At 66.4% G+C, this 16,724-nt stretch carries 10 protein-coding genes; 2 read left to right on the plus strand and 8 right to left on the minus strand.

Going from position 1 to position 16,724, the window contains the following annotated elements:
• Window positions 1-13: 13 nt before the first annotated feature.
• The 8 genes from fusA to C5E07_RS11055 form a co-directional block, all read right to left on the minus strand.
• On the minus strand, window positions 14-2,128 hold the full coding sequence (gene fusA, locus C5E07_RS11020) for an elongation factor G (protein ID WP_104242688.1): 2,115 nt from the start codon (window positions 2,126-2,128) through the stop codon (window positions 14-16).
• Between the two features lie 54 nt (window positions 2,129-2,182).
• On the minus strand, window positions 2,183-2,653 hold the full coding sequence (gene rpsG, locus C5E07_RS11025; RefSeq protein ID WP_068479304.1) for a 30S ribosomal protein S7: 471 nt from the start codon (window positions 2,651-2,653) through the stop codon (window positions 2,183-2,185).
• Window positions 2,653-3,027 carry a 30S ribosomal protein S12 gene (gene rpsL / locus C5E07_RS11030; protein ID WP_068479306.1) on the minus strand — a complete coding sequence of 125 codons (375 nt, stop codon included), beginning with the start codon at window positions 3,025-3,027 and terminating at the stop codon, window positions 2,653-2,655. The genes rpsG and rpsL overlap by 1 nt, the downstream gene beginning before the upstream one ends.
• A 261-nt stretch (window positions 3,028-3,288) precedes the next feature.
• Window positions 3,289-3,807: a hypothetical protein gene (locus C5E07_RS11035; RefSeq protein ID WP_104242690.1), complete on the minus strand. Its 519-nt coding sequence runs from the start codon at window positions 3,805-3,807 to the stop codon at window positions 3,289-3,291.
• Window positions 3,808-3,826: 19 nt separating this feature from the next.
• A complete protein-coding gene (locus C5E07_RS11040; protein WP_104299437.1) occupies window positions 3,827-4,318 on the minus strand; it encodes a hypothetical protein in 492 nt (163 codons plus the stop codon).
• Window positions 4,315-6,105 (minus strand): hypothetical protein, encoded by a 1,791-nt coding sequence (locus C5E07_RS11045; protein ID WP_146080575.1) that lies wholly within the window; start codon window positions 6,103-6,105, stop codon window positions 4,315-4,317. The genes C5E07_RS11040 and C5E07_RS11045 overlap by 4 nt, the downstream gene beginning before the upstream one ends.
• 126 nt (window positions 6,106-6,231) lie before the next feature.
• Entirely contained in the window at window positions 6,232-10,110 is a 3,879-nt protein-coding gene (locus C5E07_RS11050; protein WP_104242696.1) for a DNA-directed RNA polymerase subunit beta', read from the minus strand.
• 48 nt (window positions 10,111-10,158) lie between these two features.
• The gene (locus tag C5E07_RS11055; RefSeq protein WP_104242698.1) at window positions 10,159-13,647 is read right to left on the minus strand and encodes a DNA-directed RNA polymerase subunit beta; all 3,489 of its coding nucleotides are present in this window, start codon (window positions 13,645-13,647) and stop codon (window positions 10,159-10,161) included.
• 439 nt (window positions 13,648-14,086) lie between these two features.
• On the opposite strand from C5E07_RS11055, the gene C5E07_RS11060 reads away from it, so the two are divergent.
• Both C5E07_RS11060 and C5E07_RS19510 read left to right on the plus strand, forming a co-directional pair.
• Entirely contained in the window at window positions 14,087-14,374 is a 288-nt protein-coding gene (locus C5E07_RS11060) for a DUF1540 domain-containing protein (RefSeq protein WP_104242700.1), read from the plus strand.
• Window positions 14,375-14,551: 177 nt separating this feature from the next.
• Window positions 14,552-16,678 carry a lamin tail domain-containing protein gene (locus C5E07_RS19510; protein WP_181057940.1) on the plus strand — a complete coding sequence of 709 codons (2,127 nt, stop codon included), beginning with the start codon at window positions 14,552-14,554 and terminating at the stop codon, window positions 16,676-16,678.
• Window positions 16,679-16,724: the final 46 nt, after the last annotated feature.

A 16,724-nucleotide genomic window follows, 5' to 3' on the forward strand; every position in this document is an offset into this window, starting at 1 on the left:
AGCCGGTAGAGGCTTATTCGCCCCGGTTCTTCTGGATGATCTCCTCGGCAACGGCCTTGGGGACCTCGGAGTAGGTTTCGAACGTCATCGAGTACACAGCGCGACCAGAGGTCTTGCTGCGCAGGTCACCGATGTATCCGAACATCTCCGACAGCGGTACGAGTGCACGCACTACCTTCACGCCACTGGCATCTTCCATCGACTGGATCTGGCCGCGGCGGGAGTTCAGGTCGCCGATCACGTCGCCCATGTACTCCTCAGGAGTACGGACCTCGACCGACATGAGCGGCTCGAGGATGACGGGACCGGCCTTGGGGGCTGCTTCCTTGAACGCGATCGAGCCCGCGATCTTGAACGCCATCTCCGAGGAGTCGACGTCGTGGGCAGCACCATCGAGGAGCGACGCCTTGACGCCCACCATCGGGTAGCCGGCGAGGACGCCGACCTGCATGGCGTCCTGGATGCCAGCATCCACGGAAGGGATGTACTCACGAGGCACGCGACCACCGGTGACGGCGTTCACGAACTCGTAGGTCTTCTCCGCGTCCATCTCAAGCGGCTCGAGCTTGATCTGGATCTTGGCGAACTGGCCGGAGCCACCCGTCTGCTTCTTGTGGGTGTAGTCGAACTTCTCGACGACCTTCGTGAGCGTCTCGCGGTAGGCGACCTGGGGCTTGCCCACGTTCGCCTCGACCTTGAACTCGCGCTTCATGCGGTCGACGAGGATGTCGAGGTGCAGCTCGCCCATGCCCTTGATGACCGTCTGACCGGTCTCCTGGTCGAGCATGACGCGGAACGTCGGGTCTTCCTCGGCCAGCTTCTGGATAGCCGTTCCGAGCTTCTCCTGGTCGGCCTTGGTCTTCGGCTCGATCGCGACCTCGATGACGGGGTCCGGGAAGGTCATCGACTCGAGGACGATCTGCTTGTCAGGGTCGCTCAGGGTGTCACCGGTCATGGTGTCCTTGAGGCCGATGACGGCGTAGATGTGTCCAGCGGTCATCGACTCGACCGGGTTCTCCTTGTTGGCGTGCATCTGGAAGATCTTCCCGATGCGCTCCTTCTTGCCCTTCGAGGAGTTCACGACCTGCGCGCCGGACGGGACGTGTCCCGAGTAGACGCGCGTGTAGATGAGGCGACCGAAGAACGGGTGCACGGCGATCTTGAACGCGAGAGCCGCGAAGGGCTCGTCGGCGCTCGGACGACGCGTGAGCTCCTCCGACTCGTCACGCGGGTTCATGCCGATGACGGCAGGAACGTCGAGCGGCGACGGGAGGTAGTCGACGACGGCATCGAGCATCGGCTGGACGCCGCGGTTCTTGAACGCGGAGCCGCAGAGCACCGGGTACATCTCGCTCGTGACGGTGAGCTTGCGGATGGCTGCCTTGATCTCGGGAATCGAGATCTCCTCGCCGGCGAAGAAGCGCTCCATGAGCGCGTCGTCGGTCTCGGCGACGGCCTCGAGCAGCTTCGTGCGGTACTCCTCGGCGCGCTCCTTGAGGTCTTCCGGGATCTCCTGGGTCTCGTACGCAGCACCCAGGGTGGTGTCACCCTTGGAGTCGCTCGGCCAGACCTTGGCGTTCATCTCGACCAGGTCGACGACGCCGATGAAGTCGTTCTCAGCGCCGATGGGGAGCTGGATGACGAGCGGCTTCGCGCCGAGGCGGTTGATGATCGTGTCGACCGTGAAGTAGAAGTCGGCGCCGAGCTTGTCCATCTTGTTGACGAAGCAGATGCGCGGGACGTCGTACTTGTCAGCCTGACGCCAGACGGTCTCCGACTGGGGCTCAACGCCCTCCTTGCCGTCGAACACGGCGACGGCACCGTCGAGGACGCGGAGCGAACGCTCCACCTCGACGGTGAAGTCGACGTGACCAGGCGTGTCGATGATGTTGATCTGGTTCTTCTTCCAGAACGACGTCACAGCAGCGGAGGTGATCGTGATGCCACGCTCCTGCTCCTGCTCCATCCAGTCCGTCGTCGAGGCGCCGTCATGCGTCTCGCCGAGCTTGTGGTTGACACCGGTGTAGAACAGGATGCGCTCGGTGGTTGTCGTCTTGCCAGCATCGATGTGCGCCATGATGCCGATGTTGCGGACCTTGTTCAGGTCAGTAAGCACGTCCTGTGCCACGGGTGTCCTCCGAAAGGATTGAAGCGAGAGTGGTGAGGGCTACCAGCTGCTGGATTACCAGCGGTAGTGCGCGAAGGCCTTGTTCGACTCGGCCATCTTGTGCGTGTCTTCACGGCGCTTCACCGCGGCGCCGAGGCCGTTGGATGCGTCGAGGATCTCGTTCGTGAGGCGCTCGGTCATCGACTTCTCGCGACGGTTCTTCGCGTAGCTCGTGAGCCAGCGGAGAGCGAGCGTGTTGGCGCGGTGAGGCTTGACCTCGACCGGGACCTGGTAGGTCGAGCCACCGACGCGGCGCGAGCGAACCTCGAGCGTGGGGCGCACGTTGTCGAGCGCCTTCTTCAGAGTCGCGACTGCGTCGAGCTCGGACTTGGCAGCGACACCCTCGAGTGCGTCGTAGACGATGCGCTCGGCGAGGCCCTTCTTGCCATCAAGAAGGATCTTGTTGACGAGCTGGCTGACGATGGGGGCGCCGTACACGGGGTCGGCGACCACGGGGCGCTTGGGGGCTGGACCCTTACGTGGCATTACTTCTTCTCCATCTTCGCGCCGTAACGGCTGCGAGCCTGCTTGCGGTTCTTCACTGCCTGGGTGTCGAGTGCACCGCGGACGATCTTGTACCGCACACCCGGGAGGTCCTTCACACGGCCGCCACGGACGAGCACCATCGAGTGCTCCTGGAGGTTGTGGCCCTCACCTGGGATGTAGGCGGTCACCTCGGTGCCGTTCGACAGCTTGACACGGGCAACCTTGCGGAGCGCCGAGTTCGGCTTCTTAGGCGTCGTCGTGTAGACGCGGGTGCAAACCCCGCGCTGCTGAGGGTTGGCCTTCAGGGCTGGCGTCTTGGACGCCGACGCCTTGGGGCGGCGGCCCTTGCGGACCAACTGCTGAATTGTTGGCACGAATAATCTCCTTGGTTTTGTACTGCGTGATCGTGGTAAGCACGATTCCTGTGCCTACGAGGCACTGTTTGCCTCTTGATAACCGACCGGCGGTACAAAATCTCTGGTATCGCTGGTTGGTGAAGCGGTGGCAGTCGAGGCGACTGGCGTTGCTTACAGTTGCGCGTTGAGCTGCGGTTTTACACAGTTTCAACGTTCGCACGGTTTTGGGCGCGACAGGGCGCGCGCACCGAAAAATCCTACCCCGTCAGTTTTGCAGGGTCAAGCCACACCCCGATCGCGTCCGGACGGACGTGCCGTCGAGAGGAGGACGGCGATGATCACGATGATCGCGAGCGGCACGATCGCGATCCCGAACGGACTTGTGGAGAGGCCCACGGCGACCTGGCTCGGAAGCGTGGAGATCGCATCCGACGCCCCCGGCTCCGGCCGGGAGCTCGATACCGCGATGCCGGCCATGATCGCGAACGCGAGCCAGGCGAGCAGGCTGCCCGGAAGCGACAGCCAGAGCGAACCCGGCTTGCCGAGGAACCTCCTGCGGAGCGCAACCGCCGCGGAGAGCGCGACCACGGCCGTCGCGGCCGCCACCGCCAATGGCGCCACGAGGACACCGACGCCTGGCAGCTCGATGACGTCCCTGTCGAGGCCGAGGGAGACGAATCCCCACGTCGCGATGACGAGCGACGCGAACACGAGGCCGCTGACGGCACCCCACGTCCCAGCCCTCCCCCACGAGGAGCCGGGATCAGGCGGTAGCTCGGCATCGAAGCGTTCGATCATGAGCTCGCAGCCGCCTTCCTCAGGACGTGACCTCGACCTGCAGGCCGCGGACGATGCCAGCGATGTCCTTGCCGATATGCGCCGACTGTCCTGCGGTGCTCGTCCCGACAGCCGTCACGATCTCCGTGACAGGCCCACGGTGCAGGATCACCATCTTCGAGCGGACCTCGAGTCCGCCCAGCCTCTGGTCCCGCTGCGTGGACTCGACGTAGTGGGACAGCTGGGGCTGGTCGAGCGTCTCCGCGGATCGCTCCTTGCCACCCCCCTGCGTGATGCGCTGCCGGAGCACGGTGAGCGCATCCTCTTGCGAGATCGTTCCAGGCCATCGCTCGATCGTGACCAGCACGTTCGGGTTGAATCCGTTGGTCGCCACCAGGTGACGGGCGCCGAGCACCGACCCCGCCCACTGCAGCGGCTCCCAGCCGGCAGGGACCTCGAGGGACACAGCTGGGAAAGCGGGGAACTCCTCGCTCGGCAGCGTCAGCCGTCGGAGCTGCGTGCCATCGCTCACTCTGCCGCTCCGTTCGCCTCTGCGGTCTCGGCGGCGCGATCGGCCATGCGCTTCTCGTAGCTGAGCTTGGCCCTGCGGTTCGCGCGGGACACCCGGCGTCCGCGTGCCGCCGCGATGCCTCCGACCCACGTGAAGGCCTCCCGGGCCGCGATGGCCGCGACCAGAGCCGTGAGCAGGTGCTCGGAGGCGCCGAACTTCGCGATCACCTCGTCGATCCGGATGCTCGTGAGCGGCAGCCCATCCGCGAGGTGCTGCTGCAGCGCGGCACCGAAGTAGTAGCCGAGGACGACAAGCGCGGCAGCGAGGAAACCCCCGAGCACGTAGGCCCACCAGCCAGCGCGATTCACGATGAGCGCCCAGATGACTCCGAAGGCGGCGAAGACCGTCACCGGCACCGTGAAGGCCGCCGTTATGGCGAACTCCGAAGCCTCGCCGATCGGGTCGAGGCCGGTGTTGAACGCCGTGCGCAGCACAGCGAAGGCCAGCAGATACAGGGCGGCGAACACCACGGCCGCGACCAGCGCGACGAACACGGCGAACATCCGGTTCCCGCGTTTCTTCGGCTTCACGGGCGCGAGGTCGTCGCTGTCCGTGGGGGCAGAGAGACGCAGCGGGGCGAAGGTCGCGTCGTCCGTCGAGGACGTCGTGGCGACAGCTCCGGCGACGCGCCCGTCGTCGCCCTCGTCGCGCAGGCGCTCAGATGGGCCCGTGGCGTCACCCTCAGCCTCGGTCGAGGAGATGTCTGCCTCCGTGACTCCATCACCCTCAGCGAGCCCTCCTGACGTCTCTGCGGCCACCGCGGGCACAACCGGGTCCGTGGCCGAGGTGCCCTCCACGACATCGACCCGCTCGGTGACGGTGACGGCCTCGACCGTCTCGCCGTTGTCGGCGAGCTGCTCGGTCACCGTCTCCGTGACGACGACCTCCGCCTGCACGGCATCGCCGGCATCCCTCTCAGCCGCTCGTTCACTATCGAGCGCTGCTGCGGCGACAGGCGCGACGGCGTTCACCGCCGCGACGCGGGCAGCGGTGCGGTCGATCTCCAGGGTCCGGCGCGGGGCGTCGAGCTCGTCCTCGGGGGCGGTCGCCGAGCCGGCGGCGTCCACCGTGATCGCGGCGACGGATTCGGCGCCGATGGCGTCGGCAGCGAGCTCCTGTGCGGGCACGGGCTCCGTGACCGGGAAGTCGGCGGCATCATCCTCCTCGGCGACCACTCGGTCGACGACGGGAACGGAGCCGTACGAGTCGACGAGGTCCTCGCTGCCGTCGGGGCGGACGTCCGCGGAATCAGCGGCCTCGGACGGCTCCGAGATGTCATGGTCGAGATGCTGAGACGGGGCGGCGACGTCGACGTCGTCGGTCTGCTCGGGGACGGCGTGGGACTCCGCAGCAGGTGGCTCAGTGGCATCCCGATCAGGCTGGTGGCCGAGCACGGCTGCGAGCTCCTCGCGGTCCAGGCCCACCGTGGCGTTGGGGTCTGCCGCCTCGGCAGCCGTCGAGCCGTCCGCGGCCAGCGGGTCGGAGAATGCCACCGCGACGTCGTCCTGCGGGGCGAGCGCCGGATCGGTCGGTGCCTCAGCGCGCCCATCGAACGCGAGGTCGTCCGCCGCGAGCACGTCGCCAGAGCGCACGTCGCCGTCCTCGCCGATACCTCGGCTGCGCGCAAGCGCGGCCTCCAGCTGGTCCTGGGCGTCCGGAAGCTCTCGGGGCTCGCCCGTCCCTCCGCCGGCCTCCGGCCGCGGGCCGTCATCGAAGGGCTGGCGAGGCGCGCGCGTGTCGTCACTCATGAGGCCAACGTTAGGGCCGTCCGCACGCATCGGGTCGGTGACAAGCCGCAGACGCACGAACGCCCCCACCCGAGACGGGTGGGGGCGTTCGCGCTGGAGCTGCGTCGAGTCGACGCGAGCGAGTGACTAGCTGAAGTTGGATCCGCCGAAGTCGTCGCTCGAGAAGGCCTCGAAGTCCACGAAGGTGAGGTCGTTCTCGTCGAAGCTGCCCTCATCGGCACCGAACGGGTACCGCTCGGCGCGAGCCTCGTCGGTCGGCTCGACCGACATCTCGCGGTACTTGGTGAGACCAGTACCGGCCGGGATGAGGCGTCCGATGATGACGTTCTCCTTCAGGCCGACCAGCGGGTCGGTCGTCGCTTCCATGGCGGCCTGCGTGAGCACGCGGGTCGTCTCCTGGAACGAAGCCGCCGAGAGCCACGACTCGGTCGCAAGCGACGCCTTCGTGATTCCCATGACTTCCTGACGGCCGGTCGCGGGCTTGCGGCCAGACATGACGGCTGCGCGGTTGATGGAAGCGAAGCGCTGTCCATCAGCGAGCTCACCCGGCAGCATGTCGGTCTCGCCGTGGTCGATGACCGTGATCTTCCGGAGCATCTGACGAACGATGACCTCGATGTGCTTGTCGTGAATCGGCACACCCTGCGAACGGTAGACGCCCTGCACACCGCTGACGAGGTACTTCTGCACCTCGCGAGCACCCTTGACGCGCAGCACGTCCTTCGGGTCGATGGGACCCTCGTGCAGCTGCTGGCCGTGCTCGACGTGCTGGCCATCCTCGACGAGGAGCTCAGCGCGCTTCAGCACCGGGTAGATGTGCGGCTCGTCGCCGTTGTCCGGGATGAGGACGATCTTGCGCGACTTGTCGGTGTCCTGGATCTCGATGCGACCAGCGGCCTCGGCGAGCGGCGATGCGCCCTTCGGGGTGCGGGCCTCGAAGAGCTCCTGGACACGCGGCAGACCCTGCGTGATGTCACCGGCGCTCGACACACCACCGGAGTGGAAGGTACGCATCGTGAGCTGGGTGCCCGGCTCGCCGATGGACTGTGCCGCGATGATGCCGACCGCCTCGCCGATGTCGACGAGGTTGCCCGTGGCGAGCGAGCGGCCGTAGCACGCCGCGCAGACGCCGACGCTGGACTCGCACGTGAGGACAGAGCGGATCTTGACCTCGGTGATGCCCGCATCCATGAGCTGGTCGATGACGACGTCGCCCATGTCGGTGCCTGCAGCTGCGACGACGTTGCCGTCGGCGTCGACTGCGTCGACCGAGATGCTGCGGGCGTAGACCGCGTTCTCCACGTTGTCGTCGACGACGATCTCGCCGCCATCGGTGATGTGGGCGATCTGGATGTCGAGACCACGTGCGGTGCCGCAGTCGTCCTCACGGATGATGACGTCCTGCGAGACGTCGACGAGTCGACGCGTCAGGTAGCCGGAGTCGGCCGTACGGAGAGCCGTGTCGGCCAGACCCTTACGGGCACCGTGGGTCGAGATGAAGTACTCGGCAACCGTCAGGCCCTCGCGGTACGAGTGCACGATCGGGCGAGGAATGGTCTCACCCTTCGGGTTGGCGACCAGGCCACGCATACCGGCGATCTGGCGAACCTGCAGCCAGTTTCCGTTTGCACCTGCCGTGACCATGCGGTGGATGGAGTTGGTCGACGGGAAGGCCGCCTGCATCTCGTCGGCGACGAGCGCGGTCGCAGCTTCCCACTTCTTGATGACCTCTTCGCGGTACTCCTGCTCGGAGATCGCGCCCATGACCTGCCACTCGTTGCGCAGCTCGGCGACCTCAGCCTCGGTGCGCTCGACGATCTCGCGCTTCGAATCGGGCGTCACGAGGTCGCTCAGCGCGATCGAGATGCCCGAGCGGGTCGCCCAGTAGAAGCCGGAGTCCTTGATGCGGTCGAGGGTCTCTGCGACCTCGTCCTTCGAGTACCGCTCCGCGAGGTAGTTGACGACACCGGACAGACGTCCCTTGGTCATCGTGTCCTCGACGTAGGGGTAGTCGGAAGGAAGCAGCTCGTTGAAGCGAGCACGGCCGAGCGTCGTCTCGACGAGTGCGGTCTCTCCCTGCACGTAGCCCTCTGGAGCCTTGCCCTCTTCGAACGTGATGCCCGTGAGGCGGAGCCTGATGGGCGCGTTCAGGTCGAGCGAGCCCTGGTCGAACGCCATGATCGCCTCGGCCGTGGACGAGAAGACTCGTCCAGCACCCTCGACATCGTCCTGCAGCGTCGTCAGGTGGTACAGACCCGCGACCATGTCCTGCGAAGGCAGGGTGACGGGGCGGCCATCCGACGGCTTGAGGATGTTGTTCGACGCGAGCATGAGCACGCGGGCCTCGGCCTGAGCCTCGACCGACAGGGGCAGGTGGACTGCCATCTGGTCACCGTCGAAGTCGGCGTTGAACGCCGCGCAGACGAGCGGGTGCAGCTGGATCGCCTTGCCCTCGACGAGGAGCGGCTCGAACGCCTGGATGCCCAGACGGTGCAGCGTCGGTGCGCGGTTGAGCAGCACGGGACGCTCGCGGATGACCTCTTCGAGGACGTCCCACACCTCGGGCTTCGCGCGCTCGACGGCGCGCTTGGCTGCCTTGATGTTGGAAGCGTGCTGCAGGTCGATCAGGCGCTTGATGACGTACGGCTTGAACAGCTCGAGCGCCATCTGCTTCGGGAGACCGCACTGGTGCATGCGCAGCTGCGGGCCCACGATGATGACCGAACGGCCCGAGTAGTCGACGCGCTTTCCGAGGAGGTTCTGGCGGAAGCGGCCCTGCTTGCCCTTCAGCATGTCGCTGAGGGACTTGAGAGCGCGGTTGCCGGTTCCCGTGACGGGGCGGCCACGACGACCGTTGTCGAACAGCGCGTCGACCGACTCCTGGAGCATGCGCTTCTCGTTGTTCACGATGATCTCGGGAGCACCGAGGTCGAGCAGGCGGCGGAGGCGGTTGTTGCGGTTGATCACACGACGGTAGAGGTCGTTGAGGTCGCTCGTTGCGAAGCGGCCACCGTCGAGCTGCACCATGGGGCGGAGCTCCGGCGGGATGACCGGGACGACGTCGAGGACCATCGCGGCGGGGCTGTTGCCCGTCGCGAGGAACGACGAGACGACCTTGAGTCGCTTGATGGCACGGATCTTCTTCTGGCCCTTGCCCTCGGCGATCTGCGTGCGCAGGAGCTCGCCTTCGGCCTTGAGGTCGAAGTTCTGCAGGCGCTTCTGGATCGACTCCGCGCCCATGAAGGCCTCGAAGTAGTCGCCGTAGCGGTCGACGAGCTCGTGGAAGTCGGTGTCCTCGGGCTTGAGCTCACCGACCTTCAGGTTCTTGAACGACTCGAAGACGCGCTCGACGCGGGTGATATCCTCGTCGAACCCCTTGCGGAGCTGACCCATCTCCTTCTCGCCGGCGTCCTTCGTCTTGCGAAGCTGGTCTGCCTTGGCGCCCTCTGCCTCGAGAGCACCGAGCTCCTCCTCGAGCCGCAGCATGCGAGCCGCGATGGCCGCATCCTTCTGGTCGTTGAGGCTCTTGAGCTCAAGACGCATCTCGCTCTCGAGACCGCTGAGGTCGTCGCGACGCCCCTCGGTGTCGACGGAGATGACCATGTACGCGGCGAAGTAGATGACCTTCTCGAGGTCCTTCGGCGCCATGTCGAGGAGGTATCCGAGACGGCTCGGAACGCCCTTGAAGTACCAGATGTGCGTGACGGGCGCTGCGAGCTCGATGTGGCCCATGCGCTCGCGGCGCACAGCCGACTTCGTGACCTCGACGCCGCACCGCTCACAGACGATGCCCTTGAAGCGCACGCGCTTGTACTTGCCGCAGGCGCACTCCCAGTCACGGGAAGGTCCGAAGATCTGTTCGCCGAACAGGCCGTCCTTCTCGGGCTTGAGCGTGCGGTAGTTGATGGTCTCGGGCTTCTTGACCTCGCCGTACGACCACTTGCGAATGTCATCTGCCGTGGCTAGGCCGATGCGCAGTTCATCAAACTTGGTTGCATCCAACAATGCTGTTGTCTCCTTGTGAAGAATGAGTCTTCGTCGTGTCGGGGAGGCTTAGATCTCGTCGACGGACGAGGACTCGAAGCGGCTGGAGATGTTGATGCCGAGTTCTTCGGCGGCCCGGTAGGCCTCGTCGTCGTTGTCGCGGAGGCTCAGTGCTGTTCCGTCTGCCGAGAGGACCTCGACGTTCAGGCACAGCGACTGCATCTCCTTGAGGAGAACCTTGAAGGACTCGGGGATACCCGGCTCCTGGATGTTCTCGCCCTTGACGATGGCCTCGTAGGCCTTGACGCGTCCGACGATGTCGTCGGACTTGATGGTGAGGAGCTCCTGGAGCGTGTACGCGGCACCGTATGCGTACAGCGCCCACACCTCCATCTCACCGAAGCGCTGTCCACCGAACTGCGCCTTACCACCGAGTGGCTGCTGCGTGATCATCGAGTACGGACCCGTCGAACGCGCGTGGATCTTGTCATCCACGAGGTGGTGCAGCTTCAGGATGTACATGTAGCCGACGGAGATCGGGTCCGGGAAGGGCTCTCCGGAGCGGCCGTCGAACAGGACGGTCTTTCCGGTCGAGTTGATGAGGCGGTCGCCGTCGCGCGTCTTGAGCGTCGAGTCGAGGAGGCCCGTGAGCTCTTCCTCGGTCGCGCCGTCGAAGACCGGGGTTGCGAGCTTGACGCCCGGCGTTCCCTCGTAGGCCTCGGGAACGAGGTTCTTCGCCCACTCGGGCTCGCCCTCGATCTTCCAGCCGGTCTTCGCGACCCAGCCGAGGTGCGTCTCGAGCACCTGACCGAAGTTCATGCGCTTCGGGATGCCGAGCGGGTTGAGCACGATGTCGAGCGGAGTTCCATCGGCGAGGAACGGCATGTCCTCTTCCGGCAGGATCTTCGCGATGACGCCCTTGTTGCCGTGGCGGCCAGCGAGCTTGTCGCCCTCGGTGATCTTGCGCTCCTGGGCGATGTACACGACAACGCGCTGGTTGACGCCCGAGCCGAGCTCGTCGTCGCCCTCCTCGGAGTCGAAGACCTTCACCTGGATGATCGTGCCGGCTTCACCGTGAGGAACCTTGAGCGAGGTGTCGCGCACTTCGCGGCTCTTCTCGTTGAAGATCGCGCGGAGGAGTCGCTCTTCTGCGCTGAGCTCGGTCTCGCCCTTCGGCGTGACCTTGCCGACGAGGATGTCGCCAGGCTGGACCTCTGCACCGATGCGGATGATGCCGCGCTCGTCGAGGTCCTTCAGGAGCTCGGGCGAGACGTTGGGCAGGTCGCGGGTGATCTCTTCCTTGCCGAGCTTGGTGTCGCGAGCGTCGACCTCGTACTCCTCGATGTGGATCGAGGAGAGCGTGTCGTTCTTCACCAGGTTCTGGCTGAGGATCATGGCGTCCTCGAAGTTGTGGCCTTCCCACGGCATGAAGCCGACGAGGAGGTTCTTGCCGAGCGCGAGCTCGCCGTTCTCCGTCGCGGGTCCATCCGCGATGACCATTCCCTCTTCGACGCGCTCGCCGGCCGAGACGACAACACGGTGGTTGTAGCAGGTGCCGTGGTTCGAGCGGTCGAACTTGCGGAGGAAGTAGGACTCGGTTCCACCCTCGTCGAGCTGCAGGACGACGTGGTCGGCCGAGACCGACTGCACGACACCTGCGCGGTTCGCCGTGATGACGTCACCGGCGTCGATGGCCGCGAAGCCCTCCATACCGGTTCCGACGACAGGGCTCTCGCTGCGAACGAGCGGGACGGCCTGACGCTGCATGTTGGCGCCCATGAGGGCGCGGTTCGCGTCGTCGTGCTCGAGGAACGGGATGAGGCTCGTCGCGACCGACACCATCTGGCGCGGCGAGACGTCCATGTAGTTGACCTCGCCGGCTGGGACGAGCTCGACCTCGCCGCCCTTGCGTCGGACGAGAACCTCGTCCTCGACGAAGTGGCCGTCTGCCCCGATGGGAGCGTTGGCCTGCGCGACGACGTACTCGTCTTCCTCGGACGCGGTCAGGTAGTCGACCTGCTCCGTGACCTTGGTCTCGACGACACGGCGGTACGGCGTCTCGATGAAGCCGAACGCGTTGATGCGCGCGAACGTCGCCAGCGAGCCGATGAGGCCGATGTTCGGGCCTTCAGGCGTCTCGATGGGGCACATGCGTCCGTAGTGGGACGGGTGGACGTCACGGACCTCGACGCCGGCACGCTCACGGGAGAGACCGCCGGGCCCGAGGGCCGAGAGGCGACGCTTGTGCGTGAGACCCGCGAGCGGGTTGTTCTGGTCCATGAACTGCGAGAGCTGGGACGTTCCGAAGAACTCCTTGATCGCAGCAACGACGGGGCGCACGTTGATCAGGGTCTGCGGCGTGATCGCCTCGATCTCCTGCGTCGTCATGCGCTCGCGGACGACGCGCTCCATGCGGCTGAGGCCCGTGCGGACCTGCGACTGGATGAGCTCGCCGACGGCGCGGATGCGACGGTTGCCGAAGTGGTCGATGTCGTCGACGTCGAGGCGGATGTCTGCCGGCTCGCCGCCGCGCTTGCCATCGAACTTCTCGTCACCGGCGTGCAGCGCGACGAGGTACTTGATCGTCGAGACGATGTCCTCGACGGTCAGGACCGACTCGCTGATCGCGGACTCGATGCCGAGCTTGCGGTTGATCTTGTAGCGACCGACCTTCGCGAGGTCGTAGCGCTTCGAGTTGAAGTAGAAGTTGTCGAGGAGCGCACGCGCGGCTTCCGTCGCGACCTGCTCGCCCGGACGCAGCTTGCGGTAGATGTCCTTGAGGGCATCTTCCTTGGTGCGGATGTCGTCCTTCTCGAGCGTGAGCTCGATGGACTCGTATCCGGCGAACTGCTCGCGGATCTCCTCCGTCGTGAGGCCGAGGGCCTTCATGAAGACGGTGACCGACTGCTTGCGCTTGCGGTCGATGCGAACGGCGACCTGGTCGCGCTTGTCGATCTCGAACTCGAGCCAGGCTCCGCGGCTCGGGATGATGCGGGCCGAGAAGACGTCCTTGTCGCTGGTCTTCTCGGGGGTGCGCTCGAAGTAGACGCCCGGGCTGCGGACGAGCTGCGAGACGACGACACGCTCGGTGCCGTTGATGATGAACGTTCCCTTGCTCGTCATGAGCGGGAAGTCGCCCATGAAGACCGTCTGGGTCTTGATCTCGAGCGTCTGGTGGTTCATGAACTCGGCCTCGACGTACAGAGGCGCGGAGTACGTCTTGCCGCGCTCCTTGCATTCCTCGAGGGAGTACTTCTCGGGCTCGAGGTACGGATTGGTGAAGCTCAGCTGCATCGTCTCGCCGAGGTCCTCGATGGGAGAGATCTCTTCGAAGATCTCGTCGAGGCCCGAACGGAGAGCGACGTCGGTGCGGCCTTCAGCCTGCGCCTGAGCGAGGCGCTGCTTCCAGGCGTCGTTGCCGACGAGCCAGTCGAAGGATTCGGTTTGCAGGGCGAGAAGATCTGGGACATCGAGTGTGTCGCTGATCTTCGCGAATGAGAGTCGGCGTGCATTCCGACCGGTCGTAGGCGTCGGAGATGCGTTGCGCGCAGCAGCCAAGGAAGTTCCCTCCACGATCCCGCGGATTCCGCGAGATGCCAGTAGTGTCGTCGGTGAGGTTCCGCCACGTTTCACGATGTACAAGGCGTGCCCATCGCCAACGGACGCAGTCGATGAAGACTCGCGAAGAAGTTGGTGAGAGAAGCACTGCCAGGCCGACCGCAATATGAAGGCATGGTGAGACGAAGCGCAAACATCGAGTGTATGCGCCGTTTGGTGGTATGTCTACCCCGACCTTGCCTCAATCTGGATTCTCAGGTATAACGCGGTCCCCCACGGCGTTCGATCTCCGCTGGCCTCACCCCGCTGAGACAGGCAAGGCTCCGCTCAGCAAGGGGACCCTGGCCTTATCAGAAAGGTGCCGCACAGTCCAGTGTCGGCTTGAGTACCGGCCTCTCCGGCTCCTACCGTGGGAGCAACCCAACATCGGAGGCACACCATGACACTGCTCGATCTCCCCAACGTCAGCACCTGTTCAGTTGCCGGCTGCTCGTTCAACCACGACGGCTGCCACGCTCCCGCGGTGACCATCGACGGCCACGAGGGCTGCGCCACGTTCATCCCGCTGGACCGCAAGGGCGGCCTCGACAAGGTCATCGCCGGCGTCGGCGCCTGCCAGTCGACCGACTGCCGCTTCAACAAGGACCTCACCTGCACCGCTCCTGCGATCCGCGTGGGCGCGCAGGGCAGCGATGCCGCCGACTGCCTCACCTACGAAGCCGCCTGACCGCGCCATAGTTCACCTCGAAGCGCCGACCTCCGCACGGAGGCCGGCGCTTCGGCGTTCTCCTGCCGTTCAGGTGCCAGCTACCGCTACGGCACCCGCTCCCGCTTCCATGGGCGAGGCGCTGTCGCTCGCCCCGAGCGCACTTCGCTTCATTCCCGAGCGCAGAGGAGCGCGTGCGTGCAAGCACAACGAATCACCCTGGCGGCCTTCGTCGCCGCCATCATCGGCGGAGGTGCGGCCCTGGCAGTTCCCATGTCGGCGAACGCGGCCACCACCCCCGCACCTCACCCGACCGGCGTCGTCATCAACGAGGTCGAATCCTCCGGTGGCGAGCCGGGCGACTGGGTCGAGCTCTTCAACCCGGGCATCGGCGCCATCGACCTGAGCGGCTACGTCTTCACCGACAACTCCCCCGAGGACGCCACGCACCGCTACACGCTGGCGGACGGCACGACCCTGCAGCCCGGCGACTACCTCGTCATCGACGAGGCCGACTTCGCCTTCGGCCTGGGCGGTGGCGACAGCGCCATGCTCTTCGCGCCGGACGGGACCACGCTCGTGGACGAGCACACCTGGACCCAGCACGCGGCGACCAGCTACGGCCGCTCCCCGAACGGCACCGGCGCCTTCACGGAGACCTCGGAGCCCACCAAGGGAACCGAGAACCTCTTCGCCGGCGTCGACCCCACCTCCCCCGTGGTCATCAACGAGGTCGAGTCGAACGGCGGCACCCCCGGAGACTGGGTCGAGGTCTACAACCGCAGCGCGGAGACGGTGGACATCTCCGGCTGGACGATCGTGGACGACAACGCGGACCACACGCCTGCGCCCGCTCCCGCATCCACCGTGCTCGCGCCCGGCGAGTTCTACGTCTACGAGGAGAGCAGCCTCGGCTTCGGGCTGGGCAGCGGGGACAGCGCCACGCTCGCCGACTCCGCCGGGACGATCCTCGACTCGACCACCTGGATCGACCACGCCGATGTCAGCTGGGCCCGCTGCGCCGACGGCGACGGCGACTTCCGCGCGACGACGGCATCGACCAAGGGCGCACTGAACACATGCTCCGACGTGCCCGTCGAGACGCCAGCTCCCACGGCTCCCGCGCCCGAGCCCTGGACGGGCTCCCCCGAGGTGGCTCCCATCGCGAGCGACGTCATGCTCGGCGAGGACATGTCCGGCCTCGAGTACCAGTACTCCGCAGAAGGCAGCACGCTCTGGGCTGTCGACAACGGCACGGGCGGACTGTACCGCTTCGACGTCGCGGTCGACGGCGGCGTCACCCCGGCGGCCGGCTGGGAGGAGCCCAAGCGGTTTCGCTTCCAGGCGGATGCGGGCAACCCCGCTGCTGCGGGCCCGGACGCCGAGGGCGTGACGGTCTCGGCCGCGCACCCCGAGTCGGTCTACATCGGCTCGGAGCGCGACAACTCGGACAAGGCGACGAACGAGAACACGATCCTCAAGGTCGACCTCGTCGACGCGAGCGGTCCCGACGTGGTCGCGGCCGTCGAGTGGGACCTCACCTCCAGCCTGCCGCAGGTCGGTGCCAACACGGGCATCGAGGCCATCGAGTGGGTCGCGGACAGCGAGCTGGAGGGGCGCCTGCTCGATGAGCGCACGGGAGCGCCATACGACGCCGCGAACTACCCGGGCGCCGACGGCCTGTTCTTCGTCGCCGTCGAGGAGACCGCCGGGGTGTACGCCTACGCGCTCTTCGATGACGGGGCCGCCGCCCGCGTCGCGACGCTCGAGTCGGGCCTGGGCGGCGTCATGGCCCTCGACTACGACGAGTCGACGCAGACCCTGTGGGGCATGTGCGACAACGGGTGCGGCGGAACGAGCGCGCTCTTCCAGTTCGGTGCGGCAGACGGCTCCGCCGGCTACTCCGTGACGCACGTCGCACGCCCGGCCGACCTGCCGGACACCAACAACGAGGGCTTCGCGATCGCTGCGAACGAGACCTGCCTCGACGGCACCCGTGCTGCGTACTGGCTCGAGGACGGGGTGCAGTCGGACGCCCTCAAGCGGGGCGCCCTCGCGTGCGCCCCGCTCGCGACGCCCGACCCCACGGAGACTGCCGGCCCCACGGAGACGCCCGTCGCCACGGAGGCCCCGAGCACCACGACGACGCCAGGCACGGCCACGGGCTCGGACGGCGCTTCGACCGGCGGAAGCGGCGCGACGGGCCAGGAAGGTGGCACGACGCTCGCGACGACGGGCGCAGAGGATCTCGTCATCGTATCGCTGACCGCCCTCGCGGCACTCGCGCTCGGAGCCCTGGCGCTCGCACGTCGCCGCGGGGTGTAGCGGCGGCGGCTCGGCGAGCACCGCATTCGTCGCAGTGAGGGCAGTG

Origin of the sequence: Pseudoclavibacter sp. RFBJ3, assembly GCF_002931375.1 — a bacterium.
Lineage (GTDB): Bacteria > Actinomycetota > Actinomycetes > Actinomycetales > Microbacteriaceae > Pseudoclavibacter.

Coding starts and splice junctions, on each gene's coding strand:
- C5E07_RS11060 (WP_104242700.1), top strand. CDS start 14,087: ATGACACTGCTCGATCTCCCCAACGTCAGCACCTGTTCAGTTGCCGGC.
- rpsG (WP_068479304.1), bottom strand. CDS start 2,653: ATGCCACGTAAGGGTCCAGCCCCCAAGCGCCCCGTGGTCGCCGACCCC.
- C5E07_RS11045 (WP_146080575.1), bottom strand. CDS start 6,105: ATGAGTGACGACACGCGCGCGCCTCGCCAGCCCTTCGATGACGGCCCG.
- C5E07_RS11035 (WP_104242690.1), bottom strand. CDS start 3,807: ATGATCGAACGCTTCGATGCCGAGCTACCGCCTGATCCCGGCTCCTCG.